Source organism: uncultured Sphingomonas sp., from assembly GCF_964237335.1.
Classification (GTDB): domain Bacteria; phylum Pseudomonadota; class Alphaproteobacteria; order Sphingomonadales; family Sphingomonadaceae; genus Sphingomonas.
Genome location: NZ_CAXSHM010000054.1, coordinates 1 through 13128, shown reverse-complemented (window position 1 = coordinate 13128; position 13128 = coordinate 1). Strand labels below are relative to the sequence as shown.

At 65.6% G+C, this 13128-nt stretch carries 16 protein-coding genes and 1 pseudogene; 3 read left to right on the top strand and 14 right to left on the bottom strand.

Going from position 1 to position 13128, the window contains the following annotated elements; all coding sequences use genetic code 11:
- Nucleotides 1-348: 348 nt before the first annotated feature.
- The 7 genes from ACFE65_RS16330 to ACFE65_RS16300 form a co-directional block, all read right to left on the bottom strand.
- Entirely contained in the window at nucleotides 349-705 is a 357-nt protein-coding gene (locus ACFE65_RS16330) for a hypothetical protein (RefSeq protein WP_375383422.1), read from the bottom strand.
- Between the two features lie 161 nt (nucleotides 706-866).
- Nucleotides 867-1319: a TniQ family protein gene (locus ACFE65_RS16325; protein ID WP_375383421.1), complete on the bottom strand. Its 453-nt coding sequence runs from the start codon at nucleotides 1317-1319 to the stop codon at nucleotides 867-869.
- A gap of 525 nt (nucleotides 1320-1844) precedes the next feature.
- Nucleotides 1845-2366, bottom strand: coding sequence for a hypothetical protein (locus tag ACFE65_RS16320; protein WP_375383420.1), 522 nt, complete (start codon nucleotides 2364-2366; stop codon nucleotides 1845-1847).
- A 4-nt stretch (nucleotides 2367-2370) separates the two neighbouring features.
- Nucleotides 2371-2853, bottom strand: coding sequence for a hypothetical protein (locus ACFE65_RS16315; protein WP_375383419.1), 483 nt, complete (start codon nucleotides 2851-2853; stop codon nucleotides 2371-2373).
- Nucleotides 2854-2868: 15 nt separating this feature from the next.
- Nucleotides 2869-3429: an RES family NAD+ phosphorylase gene (locus ACFE65_RS16310; RefSeq protein WP_375383418.1), complete on the bottom strand. Its 561-nt coding sequence runs from the start codon at nucleotides 3427-3429 to the stop codon at nucleotides 2869-2871.
- Between the two features lie 7 nt (nucleotides 3430-3436).
- Nucleotides 3437-4060 (bottom strand): hypothetical protein, encoded by a 624-nt coding sequence (locus ACFE65_RS16305; protein ID WP_375383417.1) that lies wholly within the window; start codon nucleotides 4058-4060, stop codon nucleotides 3437-3439.
- Nucleotides 4061-4197: 137 nt separating this feature from the next.
- Nucleotides 4198-4518 (bottom strand): DUF6471 domain-containing protein, encoded by a 321-nt coding sequence (locus ACFE65_RS16300; RefSeq protein WP_375383416.1) that lies wholly within the window; start codon nucleotides 4516-4518, stop codon nucleotides 4198-4200.
- Nucleotides 4519-4768: 250 nt separating this feature from the next.
- Here ACFE65_RS16300 and ACFE65_RS16295 point away from each other — a divergent pair, with 250 nt between their 5' ends.
- Together ACFE65_RS16295 and ACFE65_RS16290 are read left to right on the top strand one after the other, a co-directional pair.
- The gene (locus ACFE65_RS16295) at nucleotides 4769-4960 is read left to right on the top strand and encodes a hypothetical protein (RefSeq protein WP_375383415.1); all 192 of its coding nucleotides are present in this window, start codon (nucleotides 4769-4771) and stop codon (nucleotides 4958-4960) included.
- Nucleotides 4930-5569 (top strand): annotated as a pseudogene (locus ACFE65_RS16290) (IS630 family transposase); the annotation flags it as partial. The gene ACFE65_RS16295 and the pseudogene ACFE65_RS16290, both read left to right, overlap by 31 nt.
- A 12-nt stretch (nucleotides 5570-5581) precedes the next feature.
- On the opposite strand, the gene crtI reads toward ACFE65_RS16290, so the two are convergent.
- The 6 genes from crtI to ACFE65_RS16260 form a co-directional block, all read right to left on the bottom strand.
- On the bottom strand, nucleotides 5582-7201 hold the full coding sequence (gene crtI / locus ACFE65_RS16285) for a phytoene desaturase family protein (protein ID WP_375383414.1): 1620 nt from the start codon (nucleotides 7199-7201) through the stop codon (nucleotides 5582-5584).
- Complete coding sequence (locus tag ACFE65_RS16280; RefSeq protein WP_375383423.1) at nucleotides 7198-8010, bottom strand: beta-carotene 15,15'-dioxygenase, Brp/Blh family; 813 nt, start codon at nucleotides 8008-8010, stop codon at nucleotides 7198-7200. Before ACFE65_RS16280 ends, crtI begins: the two co-directional genes overlap by 4 nt.
- A 151-nt stretch (nucleotides 8011-8161) precedes the next feature.
- Complete coding sequence (locus ACFE65_RS16275; RefSeq protein WP_375383413.1) at nucleotides 8162-8929, bottom strand: bacteriorhodopsin-like; 768 nt, start codon at nucleotides 8927-8929, stop codon at nucleotides 8162-8164.
- Nucleotides 8930-9166: 237 nt separating this feature from the next.
- On the bottom strand, nucleotides 9167-9790 hold the full coding sequence (locus tag ACFE65_RS16270) for a LuxR C-terminal-related transcriptional regulator (RefSeq protein WP_375383412.1): 624 nt from the start codon (nucleotides 9788-9790) through the stop codon (nucleotides 9167-9169).
- A 243-nt stretch (nucleotides 9791-10033) separates the two neighbouring features.
- Entirely contained in the window at nucleotides 10034-10960 is a 927-nt protein-coding gene (locus ACFE65_RS16265; RefSeq protein ID WP_375383411.1) for a DMT family transporter, read from the bottom strand.
- A gap of 210 nt (nucleotides 10961-11170) precedes the next feature.
- Entirely contained in the window at nucleotides 11171-11788 is a 618-nt protein-coding gene (locus ACFE65_RS16260) for a ParB-like protein (protein ID WP_375383410.1), read from the bottom strand.
- Nucleotides 11789-12357: 569 nt separating this feature from the next.
- Between ACFE65_RS16260 and ACFE65_RS16255 the strand changes: the two genes are divergently transcribed.
- The gene (locus ACFE65_RS16255) at nucleotides 12358-12678 is read left to right on the top strand and encodes a hypothetical protein (protein WP_375383409.1); all 321 of its coding nucleotides are present in this window, start codon (nucleotides 12358-12360) and stop codon (nucleotides 12676-12678) included.
- Nucleotides 12679-12833: 155 nt separating this feature from the next.
- Here the strand turns inward: ACFE65_RS16255 and ACFE65_RS16250 are convergent.
- The coding region (locus ACFE65_RS16250) for a hypothetical protein (protein WP_375383408.1) at nucleotides 12834-13128 on the bottom strand (295 nt) is incomplete at its 5' end.

Here is a 13128-nt window from a genome sequence, read left to right as displayed (position 1 = left end):
GCGGCAATCCACTTATCCAAGCCGCGAGCCTGTGCAGACAAACCGAGCCACCTCTAACCAAGCACTAGTAGGCTGCCCATCCCAATCAAACTGAGCTACTAGGCCCGCTAAGCTGGCTACGATCGCTTCGTTGCGCGGGTTTTCACGACGGAAGCCTTTGTGTAGGTCGAACATAGTTCTTCGCCCATGCCTATAGGCCGCCCTCTGCGCGCCTGTCTCGGACAGGTCGGTTCCATAGTTCGTCGAGAGTAATACTCTTTGGCTGTCAGGCGCGAGCCGGCGCTTGACCGGTCGGCGGCGTCGAACATAGTCGTTGGCCGTCGAACATAGTTCTTCTTCGCTTGGGCGTCAGGCGGCGTCGAGCGTGAGCAGCGGCTTCCCCGTGATCTGGTCTAGGGCGGCCCAGAAGCGCGGGATGCGGTCGGCGTGTCCCGGCTGTTGCGATCTCATCGACGTCACGAACCAACCGTCGGGTCCGTCGTCGAATGCGGCAAGGCTAGGCAACGCCGGTTGGATGTCGGCCACGGCGGCCTGGATGGCAGGTGCGACCTTTGACCAATTGAGCGTGCTGCGTCGGCCATAGCCGAGATCGCGAAACATTTGGGCGTAGCCCTTGCCGCTGCTCCGGGTCATGCCTTCGGGGTAGCCGCCGTGGAGCAGGGTTCGCGCGTCGCGCGCGAGTTCCAGCAGCGCGTCCCGGTTCACCTTGGCCCCGATCGGTATCAGGGACGGTCCGCACGGTCCGGAGAGCGCGAGGCTCGCTGGATGGAGGTTCGTGTCCCTGGGCCGGGCGCCACCTCGCTCTGGCGGAGACCGCACTCGTCCTCGGGGCATACCGCGACGATCGCGAGCTGGTGGACCCGCTTTCAGTGCAGGTCCTGGTTGTCCTTTGTCATCTGGTGGATGCAGTCCGGGCAGAACCGTAGCCGCGTCGGACTGGGCAGCGGCTTCTGGACGCCGCACACCGGCCTGCCCCGCTTGCGCCCGTCGGCCAGCGCCTGCGAGAAGGCGCGCTCCTTCGCCTCTTGGGGGAGGAACGCGCACTGGTAGGGCAGCAGGGTGTGGCGTCGGGCCAAGTCGTCGCCGGTGAGATCGAGATGCGCGGGGAGTCTCGCCGCCAGCGCGGCGAGGCCGGTGGGCAGCCGTGACGCGGCTTGGCTCGCCTCGCTCGCGAACAGGTCGAGATTGGCCGACGCCGCACGGGGGTAGCCGGTCATAAAGTCATACCTGGCCACGAGGCGATATAGTAGCTCGTCCTCATACAGGGTCGGCAGGCTGGGCACCCGAGCGGGCGCTGGCGCTAGCGAATCGATCGTCATCTTGGTCGATGTTGACGGCAACCGCTTTACGGTCGGCTAAGGAGAGGGTGCTGATCGTTCGCGACGACGGAGTTTTTGAGGAAGTAAAAAAAGACGTCCGCCGAACAACAAAACCTGAGGCGAGCGGCAGGGCGCGCCGGGAAGTTCTCCGGCTCGCTGGATCCATGCCTCCACGCGGCTAGAGCGGCAGCCCGAGTCGCCCCGACCCACACCGTCGCGGAGTAGAGCGCGATGGTAAGCAGTCAGCTGAGCGCCAGTGCCGTCCAGAACCCGACCCCGTGCCGGAGCATGGCCGGGATCGCGAGAAACATCGGTCGCGACGGGAGCACATACTGTAGGCGTTCAAAGAAGATTTCCACCGGACAATGGAAACCTCCTGCGTGCGACATGGCCGTCTGGAAAGTTTTCCGGCGGAAGGGTTCAGCGCGGCATGGTCGTAATGCGCGCCAGCAGCTCGTTTCCGCGCAGGCCGGTGATGTCCACCAGTCCGATGCCGCGGCGGATGAGGATGGCGTTCGCGGCCATCTAGTCCTGTTGGGTCAGGTGCTCCCGCCTGATCCGCTCCACGAGGGCGATCGTGCCCTCCTCGCGAGTCATGTCGTGGAACGGCTCACCGCTGTTCAGCGCGGCGCCGACCAGTTCCTCGATAGTGCCCAGCCCGCAGCGCTCCATCACCTCGCGGTAGTTGACCCCGCCTCGGCCCCAGGCGTGAAGGCTATCCCACAGGCCGGCGAAGTCGCTGAGGTCGTCGAGGTTGCGTTCACGCCGGAGCGTCCAGGCGGCGCGGCGCTGCTCGGGCGTCGCCTCCGCGTCGTCTAGCACGGCCCTAGTCGTCTCATCGGCCGCACCGCGCTCGTCGATCTCCCCGGTCGCGATGAGCATCGTGATGCGCGCCGCCGCGACGGGGCCAGCGGGGCGGAGCTCGCCGGAGGGTCCTACCCCGAACGGGCTGTGATCGGGCTCGGGATCGCCACTGTGCGCGTCGCGATGCCGCTCCTCGTGCATCGCGTGCTTCTTGTCCGTCTCGAATGTCGAACGCCCGAGCACGTGGTCATAGTAGATCCACCCGCCCGTTCGCGGCGGAGGTGACGGAGGCGCGCGTAGAAGACGTCGTCGAGCTCAGCGTCCGCCCAGGGGCCGAGCATCCGAGGCCACGGCAGGCGTCCGCCCCGGTCGACCCAGTCCCTGAGCTTGTCTTCGTAGCCATCCGGCCAAGAGCTGGAGTCGACCACCTCACTGATCGTGCCGAGCATCTCGGCCAGTCAAGGCGGGGATTGCGCTCGCGCAGCGCCTCGTATCCGACCTTCCAGTCGGACCAGCCGCGCAGGACGTCGGTCGGCACGCCCTTCCAATGCCGCATCTGCACAACGCCCGAGAAGGCGCTGTTCGTGCTCATCTTGAAGATTTCGGGACTGGGCAGGTGCTCGTTCGTCCTGATCGCCAAGTCGACGAACCGCTCGATGGTCGGTTGGTCCTCAGCGCAGATCAGGTTGGACGCTTCCCGCAGGGTGTAATCGCGTTGAGTTGCGGCCATGACGGGGACCTTCCTTCAGGGTTCGACGTAGTTCTTGCCGAGCTGGCTGGCGATCCTGGCGGCTAGTTCGGGGGTGAGCGGGCGACCGGTCATTGCGGTAGTCGCGATCGCATCGCGAGCCCGGTCGAACAGCGCGACGCAGTGGCCGCCGTCGAAGCGCGAGCTGTAGAAGATGCCGTCGACGGTCGGATGCGCCTCGTGGATCTCGCGGCTTAGCCGCTGCGGCACGCGGTGTCGGCTGCTCGTCACCTGGGCGAGCGTCAGGCGGTGTGCCGACAGCCGGGCGTTCAACGGGTAGAGTTGGACGGGTCGGGTGGTCGCGATCTCGCTTTCGCCGCGCGCCAGCACCTCAGTCGATAGCACGTTGGCTGCGGTCGGCACGCGCACCAGCGTCTCGGCGAAGGCCGTGTCCAGCCGGAAGGCGAGGTAGAGCACCTTGAAGACGCCTTCCGGGTCGTCGAAGCGCTGCTCGGGCCTGGCGCTGGGCGGCCCGAAGAAGATCGGTCCGTGGATCAGCCGGTGGATGCGGTGCAGGACCGTGCCCGCGCCGAGGACGTGCGGCTTGAGCGGGGGCATGGGTGGATCAAGCTGCCCAACCGCGCGCGAGCCCGGCGAGCTCGTCCAGCGTCTCGGCATCCACGCCGGCCGCGAGCAGGTCGAGGATCGAGGCGGGCTCGTCCGAGAAGCCCTCAAGCGGCGCGACCAGCAGCTGGAGCTGGCCCCACGAGTTCATGTCGCCGAAGGCGGCGAGGATGGGCTTGAGGCCGGGCACGGCGCGACCGTCCCTAAACTGGGCGGCGGGAAAGCGGATGTCGGTGCCGTAGGGAACGCTGAGAATCTGTCCGCGCTGGCGCTGCTTGTCGACGGCGGCGGAGCCAACGCCGAGCAGGTCGGCGACGTCGGAACGCGCGAGCATGCCGCCGGCCTTGGCGGTCAGCTCGGCGCGGAAGTGGACGGTGCGGGCCTTGGCCGCGCGCTCCGCGACGAGGCGCTCGGGCGGTACGGGTGCCAGATCCCGCGGCGCGACGGCGAGCGCCTGGGCGGGGTCTCCAGCCGCGCCGATGATTGCCTCCAGCGTCTCGTCGCTGGCGCTTTCGACCGCGCGCGCGACCGCGGCGTGCAGTGCCGCTAGCGCACGGCCCCTCAGTCCCCCGTCCTGGGGGGCGCTGCGGGCGCGTCGAACGGGTGCGGCGAGAGCTGCGGCCATAGTTGGTCCTTTCTGTCCGCAATATGGCGTCCAGCGACGGATTGGACAAGTAGCACAATTTCGCGGCGGCGGCGGGGTGCCTGGCCGTCCTCGGCTTAGACTGGATAGCGAAGCTGGCGGGGCATGTCCGCCTCGGCTCAGCTTGCCAGGTCCACAAGCGTCTCATCGAGGTCGATGGTCGTGGCGCTTAGCGCCTCCATGACCTGCAGCAGGAACACCGCGGTGAACCGGCCGCGTGTCAGCTTGGTCCGTAGCGTGTAGATCGTCTCCCGGACGCCTATGCCGATCTTGAACCGCTGCATCAGCACATCGAGCGCCTGCTCTGCCAGGAGACGAGCAAGTCGATGCGCGACCTGCGCTATCTGCGCGACTTGAAGCAGCGCATCGCCAATGCCGAGCAGGACGCGAAGGACGCGCCCTGGCTGAAGCTGAAGGCGAGCCTCGTCCAGCGCGGCCATGCGGCGGAGGTCGTCGAGCGGGTGGTGGCCGAGGCCGAGGTCCGGGTCGGCGTGGACGACATGATGGCGATGGTCGAGACGGTGAACGACCTGCTCGCTGCCGAGCCCGCCCCGAAGCCCGAGAAGGTCCGCAAGCCGCAGAAGCCGAAGAGGGATCTGCCGCCGGACAGCATGCACGCCGTGGCCGCCTCGGCAGGTGGCTCGGCCGAGGACGTGCTTGCGGCGCTGCGCCCGACGAGATCGTGGCGTCGTGACCGTCGGCTGCTTCCCGGTGCCGATCGAGGGCGAGCTTCTCTACGGGGTGCTCGCCCGCCATCGCTTCCTGTCCGGCGCCAAGACGGCGGCGAGCCACATGGTGGACCTGTTCGGCCGCAAGTCCGCGGTGGCGTCGTTCGACCTGTCGTGCCGGCTGCGCAAGAGCAGGATCGTCCAGATGTGCTGAGCGCGCGCGAGGCATGGTTCGACGGCCAGCTTGACCTCGATCCCGAAGCATTGATTTTCGTGGACGAGACCGGCGCCAGCACCAAGCCTGTCCTGAGCGAAGTCGAAGGGATGGCGCGCCGATACGGACGCGCTCCTCGCGGCGAGCGGCTTCGCATGGCCGTGCCCCACGGTCACTGGATGACGACCACCCCTTCGACTTCGCTCAGGACAGGCTTCGTTGGCGGACTGCGGCTTTCGGGAATGACCGCGCCGCTCGTGATCGATGGGCCGATGACCGGAAACGTGGTTCGAGGCCTGGGTCGCCCGAGCTCTCGCCCCGACGCTCAGGCCTGGCGACGTCGTGATCCTCGACAACCTACCTGCTCACAAGAGCGCCGCCGCGCGCGGAGCGATCGAGGCGAAGGGCGCACGGCTGCTCTTCCTCCCGCCCTACTCGCCCGACTTCAACCCGATCGAGAACGCCTTTGCCAAGCTCAAGGCGCTTCTGCGCAAGGCCGCCGCACGCACCGTCGATGACCTCTCCCGCGCGATCGGCGCCGCCATCGATACCTTCACACCAGCAGAGTGCGCCAACTACTTCGCCGCCGCCGGCTACGATGCATACTGAACGGAATCTGCTCTAGGCGGTACCCTCCATTACGGTCCGATGATTGATCACGAAATCCCGCGCGATTTCCCGCGCGGTTATCTTGGCCGACATCATCACCGATGGCGTGCCGCCGCCCGGCTGCGTGCCCTGCCCGACCAGATACAGATTGGACACGTCCTCGCTGCGATTGTGCGGGCGGAAGAACGCGGTCTGCGTCAGCCGCGGCTCCACTCCGAAGCCGTTGCCGACATGCGAGCCCAGCACCTGCTCGAAATAATCAGGCGTGACGAAGCTGCGATACACCAGCCGCTCGCTGAGCCCCGGGATATAGCCGCGCTCATCGAGGAAGCGCAGCACCTTGTCGACGAAACCCTCGCCGACCGCGTCCCAGTCGATCCCGCTCTGATTGTTGGGCACCGGGATCAGCGTGTAGGCGGCGTGATGGCCAGGCGGGGCCATGCTCGGATCGGTGATCGTCGGGAGGTGAAGATACTGGGAGAAATCTGCGCCCAGGATCTTGCGGTCGAAGATTTCGGTCAACAGCTCCTCGTAGCGCGGGCCTAGGATGATGTTGTGGTGGCGTAGATCGGGATCGCCGTCGCGCATCGCGAAGCCGAAGTAGATCACCAGCAGCGACATGCTCTGCTTACGAAACTTCACGAGTGAATCGCGATTGATGCGTCGGTGCGACTTGTCGACCAGCCGCAGATAGGTCGTCGCGTAATCGGCGTTCGAGACGACGAGGTCCGCCGCCAGCGTCTCTCCGGACGCCAGCGTCACTCCCGTCGCCACACGGCGCCGCCCGTGTCGCTCGACGTCGATGCTTTTCACTTCCGCGTTGAGTTGGACCGATCCGCCCAGCTCCTCAAACTTGCGGACCAGTGCCCGCACCAGCGCGCCGGTGCCGCCCATCGCGTAATGGACGCCCCAGGTCTTCTCGACAAAATGGATCATCGCGTAGATCGCCGGCACCTTTAGCGGGTTGCCGCCGATCAGCAGCGGCTCGAAGCTGAACACCTGCCGCATCTTGTCGCTCTTGAAATACTGGCTGACGAGCGAGAACAGTGGCTGAATCGCGCCGAGCTTGAGCAGGTCGGGCAGCACCCGCAGCATTGATCCGACATTGCCGAAGAAGGTGTAGCCCAGCTCGAGGAAGCCGCGCTGGAAGATCGCGCGCGCCGCCTCGTGGAACCGCTCGTAGCCATCGAGATCCTCAGGCGCGAGCCGGGCGATCTGCGCGCGCACATTGACCGGATCGGCATCGTAGTCGAAGAAGGTGCCGTCGTCGAAATAGATCCGGTAGAAGGGCAGCACCGGCACGATGTCCAGATAGCGGCTGGTGTGCGGGCCGCCGCTGATACCCGATCGAATCGCGCGCCCCTCGCCCAGCAGTTCGGGCGGAAAGTCGGGCTCCGACAGCATCGGCTTGTTGCGTTCTAGCGCGAACAACTCTTCGATGAAATGCGGCACCGTCAGAACCGTCGGCCCCATGTCGAACGTGAACCCCTCCGCGTGGCGGACATAAGCCCGCCCACCGACACCGCCGAGCTGCTCGACGATACGCGTGTCGAACCCCAAGCTTTGCAGACGGATCGCACACGCGATTCCGCCGATGCCAGAGCCGATGACGATAGCCGAACGACGGGTCATTTGATTTGTAGTCCTTGATGCGCGGGAATAGCATGGGCAGCCACCGGTCGGTTCACCCGCGCATTTAACCAGCGTGACAGCAGCAGGTGCGGCACAGCCACCGAGGCAAGCAACTGGAACGCGCGAGCCGCTATCGTGGCGCCGATTGCTTTGGGGGAGAGCATCTCTAGTCCCCACCAGCCGACAATCGCCGCGCCCGATAGCAGCGCGCCCGTCGCGAACCAGCGTGCGCGCGTCATGTCACCTAGCGCGGAGCGGGCCTCGGCGATATGACGGGGCGAGTGCAGGAAGACGAAGAACAGCGCAAAGCCAGCCACGGGCGGCAGGATCAGCAACAGGATAAGGCACAACGCCGTCGCGCCGGCCCAAGCATGGCTCTTCTCTCGCCACGCGACGGCAATGCCAACGGCGGTCACCAGCACCGCGACCGGAGCGGCGGCGGCGACGATCCGGGCGATCGTAGCCGCACGCCCGTCGCTCATTGCGACGAACAGCGCTGTGACGGCAGCCGGATGCCCGATCGTCGGTGCGGCGATCACTGCGGCCCCGGCGGCGACGCGCAGGAACGGCTCGTCGAGCATCGCCCAGTCCTCGCCGAAATGCACTGTCGCCACTGCTAGGAACAGGACGAGTGCGAGCAGCGGTGCCGTGAACCACATCGCCGCCATAGCGATCGCGACCGCGACATAGCCGCCGACCGCCAGCGCGAGTGCAGAGCGGTCGAGCGCCAACGCGCGCCGGAGCAGTGCGATGTCATAGGCACCATGGGGCAGCCCACCGCCGATGAACACGACGGTCGCCGCAATCACTGTCAAAGAGCCCGCCAAAGGTACGCGAAGCACTGCCGCTCCGATAAGCGCGACTGCAGCGATCCAGAACGCCGGATAGACGACATCGCCGCGCGCTTCTGAGTCACGGCAAAGCGCGTAATCGATCAATTTTGTCATCACCTCGGGTGGATTAAGCAGATTGAGCCGTCAGCCAACCCGTTTCGGCCTCCGACTTGCGAAGTGAGATAAGGAAGATGAGGATGCCGAGTCCGGCCTTGGCAACGATGTCAGCGATTGTGTAGCCGATCTGGATCGTCGTGGTCACCGTACCACCGGTCAGTCCGACATAGGGCACCATATAGACGATTGGATAGAACCCCCACGAAGCGAAGGTCAGCAGCCGCGCCCCGCGTACCAGCGGCTGAACGTCGGCCGGCTGCTTCTTGATCGAATCGCCCAGCCCGCGGAAAAGCTCCCAGACGATAAAGACGAAGGGAATCGACGACAGCGTGCCCCACAATGCGCGAGTCGGAATGTCGCCCGCGATCTCGCCCGGATAGCCGAGGATGATCATCAGCGCCGCCGCAGACCCGAGGCGGATCGCCTTGGACGTCGTCTCCTCGCGCGACAACCGCATGACGAGGATCAGCTCGACCAGCAGCAGCGGCACCGTCAGCAGCCAGTCAACGTACCGGTAAGCGTCGTTAAACGCGAACCCTGACGCTGTCACGATGCCGTCCTTGAGCGTGTAGGCTTCGTTCCAGCTCTCGAAGATCCTGAAATAATGATAGCCCGCAATGCCGGTGACCAATCCAGAGATGGTCAGCGCGGTTCGGTACGCCGGCGCGACCTGCGAGCGGCTGAGCCAGAGGAACGCAGTCGCCGCGCCCATGGTCGCCAATGTGAAGGAGAACGCGTTGTAAACCAGCGAGAACTGGAAGGGGGTGACGATCTCCATCGATGTCTCCGTCGCGGTCGACCGCGGCGCGATTACCCGGTCGAGCAGGTGGCGGAAGTCGCTCGATCGTCGGTACGATCGACGGCCCCCGGTTAGGCGTCACAGCGGCACCTCGCTGGGCGGGAGCCAGACCGGACGCCTGAGGCGAGACTAAGAACGGCCATGCCGCTGTAGCGCTACAGAGTGATAAGCCCTACGAAGAGCAAGCCCGATACGGACCTTGTACCGTATGCCGTTCTAAAATCCGGCTTCGACCGCGAGGCGGATCAGGTCGGCGGTGGTGCTCAGGCCCAACCGGTCCATCATGATCGCGCGATGCATCTTTATTGTCTTCTCCGCCAGGTCGAGTTCGGCGGCGATCTGCTTGTTGAGCAGTCCCTTTGCCACGAGCCTAAGCACCTGTCCCTGCCGCGGCGAGAGCGCCTTCACCGCCTCGGCTGCATGAATGCGCCGCATGCCAATGGACACAGAGGCATCGGCGTCAATCTCGAGCTGCGATCCCAGGAAGTACAACAGCGCATCCTGCTCGTCGTAGATTGGCGCCACGAGGACGGCATTGCGGAATGGCTGCCCGCTGCGCTTGTAGTTCAGGATCTCAACCAGGACGGGACAATGCTCGCGCACACCGCGCCGGATCTCCTCGGTCAGCCACGGCTCCGTCGCGGGACCTGACAGAAATCGACAATTGCGCCCGATCACTTCGTCGGCCGGGTAACCGGTCAGTTCGCAAAAGGCGGCGTTGCAGGCGACGATCGGGTTATCCGACAACCGCGGATCGCTGATCACCGATGGGATCGGACTGTCGGTGACGAGACGAAGATGGGGGTTTCCTCGCGGAGGGAGATCGACTGTCCGTGCCATCGCAACCCTGCGCCTCCAACCTCAGTCCATTACCCCCGAACCAGCGCGCTGGCACTCCATTTATGCCGGACGCGGAGGCCACCAGTTTTCCGAGATCAGAGGCGACGCGGGCGCTCGTGGCGGCGGCCGGGCGCAATAAGCTGAAGAACAACAAAAGACCCACTTCTGGACGTTCAGCGCCGCTCAGTCGTATTCGCGAACCGGACACCCGTTCAGCGTGAGCGCCTGGTCCTGCAGGCCTGCTTAGTAGCCGCCTTTGCGTAGCCGTTTCGCGAGCCGACCATCGAACGCGACGAGACCGAGCCCGATCAGCGCCATGCCGGCGAGCGTGCGTGCGCTCACCGCCTCGCCGAGGAACGCGACCCCTAGACCGATTGCGCTGACCGGCAGCAGGAACGTGACGAACAGCAGGTTGGTGGCGCCTGCGGTGGCGAGGATGCGGAAGTAGAGGACATAGGCGAATGCCGTGCTGAACAGCGCGATGCCAGCGAACGCCAGCCACACGGTCGCGTCCGGCATGGGGAGGGTCCAGGGCGCATCGAACGCCGCCGATAGAGGAATCAGCACCAGCGTGCTGCCGGTCACTTGGCCGGTCGCGACCTTGAGCGGCGGCAAACCACGAAACCGACGTCCGTAGAGGCTGGCGAACGCGTAGGTGAGCGCCGCACCCAGACACGCCGCCTCGCCAAGCAGGTCGCCGCTGCCGGCGTGGCGCAGCGCGTCCGGGCCGACCAGCACGGCGACGCCCGCGAGGCCGAACGCCACGCCCGCCGCCTTGCCCCAGCTCAGCCGCTCGTCGGCGGTGAACAGGTGGGCGACGACCACGCCGAACAGCGGCGTGGTTGCATTGAGGATGGAGGCAAGACCGCTGGAAATGCGCGTCTCGCCGAACGCAAACAGCGTGAATGGCACGACGTTGTTGAGCAAACCCAGGATGATGAACCTGCCCCAGAGCGCGAGGTCGCGCGGCACGGGATCGCGGCGGATGATCAGCAGGAGGTTTAGCATCACCGCGGCCAGTCCGACGCGGCCGAGCACCACCGTGAACGGTGGCACCTGCGCAACGAGCACCTTGTAGAAGAAGAACGATCCGCCCCAGAGCACGGACAGGACCAGCATCAACGTCCATTCGGTGGCGCCCATCGTCGGCGCGGCCCTGTTATCGTCCATGCCGTCGCTCCTACCGTATCCTTCCTTTAGCCGCCGGGCCTCGCCGCTGCTTCCCGGATCTTGCGCCCGAACATGTGCGATCAACCCTTTTGTCGATCCCGCTGGTCCGAGGAACTTACGCGTCGTGCTGACCGGCTAAGGGCGTGAAGCAGTTCTATTGATCCCCCTCCCCGTCCCAGCCGCTGCCCGAAGGGGAGCCGGTCTTCTCAGTCAGAGCCCGGCCCGGTTCTGCCCGCACCAGCCAGGCAGGCTGGCCGCAGCGTCGCCCTTTGCGAGTGCCAACGCCGCCGCGAGCGCCTTGGCGGGGTCGTCGTCGACCAGCTCGCGGTCGACACGGTGACGCAGGAAGTCAGCCCAGAGGAACTCCGCGAACGGCTTGCCGCTCTTCGCGACCCCGCCCACGCGGATGAGGTCGCCGACCAGGCTGCGGTAGGGATCGTCGGCAAGGTCGGACAGGTGCTTGGGGATCGCCTCCAGCTCGCAGCGGCGCCCCTTGGCGTCGTAGGCGTGACACCAGGCGCTGTTGTCGAGGAACGTCCAAAACTCGCGGCGGGCCAGGCTGGACAGATCGGTCAGGATGTAGACCGCGACGCCGCCGGCCTTCTCCTCCAGCAGCGCCCGCGCGAAATGATGGTGGTCGACGATGTAGGTCCGATCCTTGGGACCGATCACCGCCGGCAGCACATGGCGGCGGAGCAGGCGGGAGCGCCCGGCCTCGTCCGCCTCGCGCCAGTGCCGCCGCTTCTGCTCGACCTCTCGCAGCCCGACGGTCATCTGGGTCGGTCGCAGTTCCTCGACGGGGATCCCGATCGGCACCGAATTTGCCATGAGCTTGTCCTCCTCTTGGCCGCGCTCCCACGGCATGCTGGCCCATGACGATCATCTATCGGGCCTCACCGCGCCCGAGTACAACATCGCCGTCGCCAGGAGCAGTTCGTGGTTCGCAGTTCAATCGGCCGCTCCCCCGGCGATCACCTTACCCGCCCCGAGCGGACTGGGACGGATCGGCGTCGATACCGGCGGACCCAAGCTCACGATGTTCACCTACCGTCTTTCCGGTTGCACGATCCGAGGCACGCTGGTCGTGTTTCATGGCTGGAACCGTAACGCCGACGGATACCGCGACGACGCCAAGCCGCTCGCTGACCGGTTCTGCCTGTTCGTCGCCGCACCGTTTTCGACGAGCGCCGGTTCCCGACCTGGCGCTACCAGCGCGGCGGCGTCGTGGACCATGGCGTGTTTCAACCGGAACGGACCTGGACGGTCGGGCTGGTCGCGCGGATGGTCAACGCAATTCAGGATCAGGCGGGTACGATGGGCTACCTTATTATCTGGCGGGGCACTCGGCTGGCGCACAGTTCCTCAGCCGGGTGGCGGCCTACACGCAGAGCGGGGCCGTGCGCATCCTGATCGCCAACCCGTCAACCTATGTCCTAACGAGCACGACCGAAGACGCGCCTTACGGGTTCGGTAGGTTGAAGAACGGCGACGTGCTGCTGCGCGAGTACCTTGCCCGGCCCATCACGCTGCTGCTGGGCGAGGAGGACACCGGGTCGAAGAACCTCGCCGAGAACGAGGCCGCCATGCAGCAGGGCGGAACGCGGCTGGAGCGGGGCCGGCAGACGTTCGACGCCGCTCAAGCTGCTGCCCGGGACCATGGCTGGGCATTCGGCTGGCTGTTGGTCGAGGTGCCTGAACGCGAGTTTCTGACCGTCTGACCTCCATGTCGGAAGTCAGACAAGAGCGCATACAGGAACGAGCCGGACAAATTCGCAAGCACCAGCAGCCTCCGCAGCATCGCTTACCTCGTGGTTTGACAATGGCCAAAGGTGCGTCACGATCGTCGCAGTGCCGGTGCCAGGTTCCAGCCTCGTCAACACGAGCTTAACCGTAATCGGCTAAACCATGACGCATGGGCGGGGAAGAGAACGTAATGTTTGGCGACAAACAGATCGGAGACATCGACCTTCCCGAGAAACTTCGTCTTTTTGGTTTCACCGACGCAGATGCCCTGTTGGGTCACCACATCTGGTCGATTATGGAGCCACATGTAGAGCATGTCGCCGAAACGGAGACCGACGGCTGGTATAGGCTGCTGCCGAACGCTCCTTACACGTAACTGCTCACGGGGTTGGCGGGAGAGGGTTGCGGTGGGCGCGAGTATCTGA

Excerpts from the sequence above, each read along its gene's own strand:
- ACFE65_RS16325 (WP_375383421.1), bottom strand. The coding sequence starts at position 1,319 with ATGACGATCGATTCGCTAGCGCCAGCGCCCGCTCGGGTGCCCAGCCTG.
- ACFE65_RS16315 (WP_375383419.1), bottom strand. The coding sequence starts at position 2,853 with ATGGCCGCAACTCAACGCGATTACACCCTGCGGGAAGCGTCCAACCTG.
- ACFE65_RS16310 (WP_375383418.1), bottom strand. The coding sequence starts at position 3,429 with ATGCCCCCGCTCAAGCCGCACGTCCTCGGCGCGGGCACGGTCCTGCAC.
- ACFE65_RS16305 (WP_375383417.1), bottom strand. The coding sequence starts at position 4,060 with ATGGCCGCAGCTCTCGCCGCACCCGTTCGACGCGCCCGCAGCGCCCCC.
- ACFE65_RS16300 (WP_375383416.1), bottom strand. The coding sequence starts at position 4,518 with ATGGCCGCGCTGGACGAGGCTCGCCTTCAGCTTCAGCCAGGGCGCGTC.
- crtI (WP_375383414.1), bottom strand. The coding sequence starts at position 7,201 with ATGACCCGTCGTTCGGCTATCGTCATCGGCTCTGGCATCGGCGGAATC.
- ACFE65_RS16275 (WP_375383413.1), bottom strand. The coding sequence starts at position 8,929 with ATGGAGATCGTCACCCCCTTCCAGTTCTCGCTGGTTTACAACGCGTTC.
- ACFE65_RS16270 (WP_375383412.1), bottom strand. The coding sequence starts at position 9,790 with ATGGCACGGACAGTCGATCTCCCTCCGCGAGGAAACCCCCATCTTCGT.
- ACFE65_RS16265 (WP_375383411.1), bottom strand. The coding sequence starts at position 10,960 with ATGGACGATAACAGGGCCGCGCCGACGATGGGCGCCACCGAATGGACG.
- ACFE65_RS16260 (WP_375383410.1), bottom strand. The coding sequence starts at position 11,788 with ATGGCAAATTCGGTGCCGATCGGGATCCCCGTCGAGGAACTGCGACCG.